Below are 767 nucleotides of genomic sequence, written 5' to 3'. Positions count from 1 at the left end.
AACACTCTTATCTGATTATAATTGACGATGTTAACTGTCATATTTTTGAAAGCATGAAGTATCAGGTAAATATCAACCAGGGTATGAAGGATATGGGAATCTGTTTAAATTATTATCAACAACCAAACATCGAAGTTGTCTGATTATCAATAGTAGTGAAGAAATTCGTGAATTATCTAGACCACAAACTGATCATAGTCATGTTTTCACCTTAGAATTATTGGGATTAGATCATGATGGTGTAAACATTCTTAAAAAATATGGCTTAAAAAATGAAGAAAATTATCGAAAATTGCTGAACATTTATCAAGGAAGTCCCCAATATCTACAAATCATTGGTTATCTTATTCAAGAATTATTTGCAGGTGACACCAATAAATTCTTGCAGCTAGATCAACCTTTTATAGATATCGAATTAAGGGATCTTTTAGAGCAAAGTTTAGATATCTTACCACCATCAGAAATAGAATTACTGCATTTTATATCTAGTCAAAACGGATCAATTTTATTAAGTGAACTGGAAAAAAGTTATCAGGTTTATGAACCAATAGTTAGTAGTATTCAATCCCTAAAAAGGCGTTTCCTTATCTCTACCCAAAAGATAAATGAAGAAGTGAGTTTAGAGATTTCACCTCTGATTAGAGGATGTTTGAAAAGGCAAAAAATTGGTAAAAAAGGTCTCTTAGTATAAGCTGTAAATAGATATAGCTGTATGCACTTGAATGAGATACAGAATTTACCTGAAAACTATACACTCTCATGATTTT

Annotated in this window: 1 protein-coding gene; it reads left to right on the top strand. The window is 30.6% G+C overall.

Annotated elements, in window-relative coordinates; translation table 11 throughout:
- Nucleotides 1–220: 220 nt before the first annotated feature.
- Entirely contained in the window at nt 221–691 is a 471-nt protein-coding gene (locus CUN59_RS22235) for a hypothetical protein (protein ID WP_243407011.1), read from the top strand.
- Nucleotides 692–767 lie beyond the last annotated feature (76 nt).

This window comes from Cuspidothrix issatschenkoi CHARLIE-1 (assembly GCF_002934005.1).
Classification (GTDB): domain Bacteria; phylum Cyanobacteriota; class Cyanobacteriia; order Cyanobacteriales; family Nostocaceae; genus Cuspidothrix; species Cuspidothrix issatschenkoi.
This window is presented reverse-complemented; position numbering and strand designations above follow the sequence as displayed.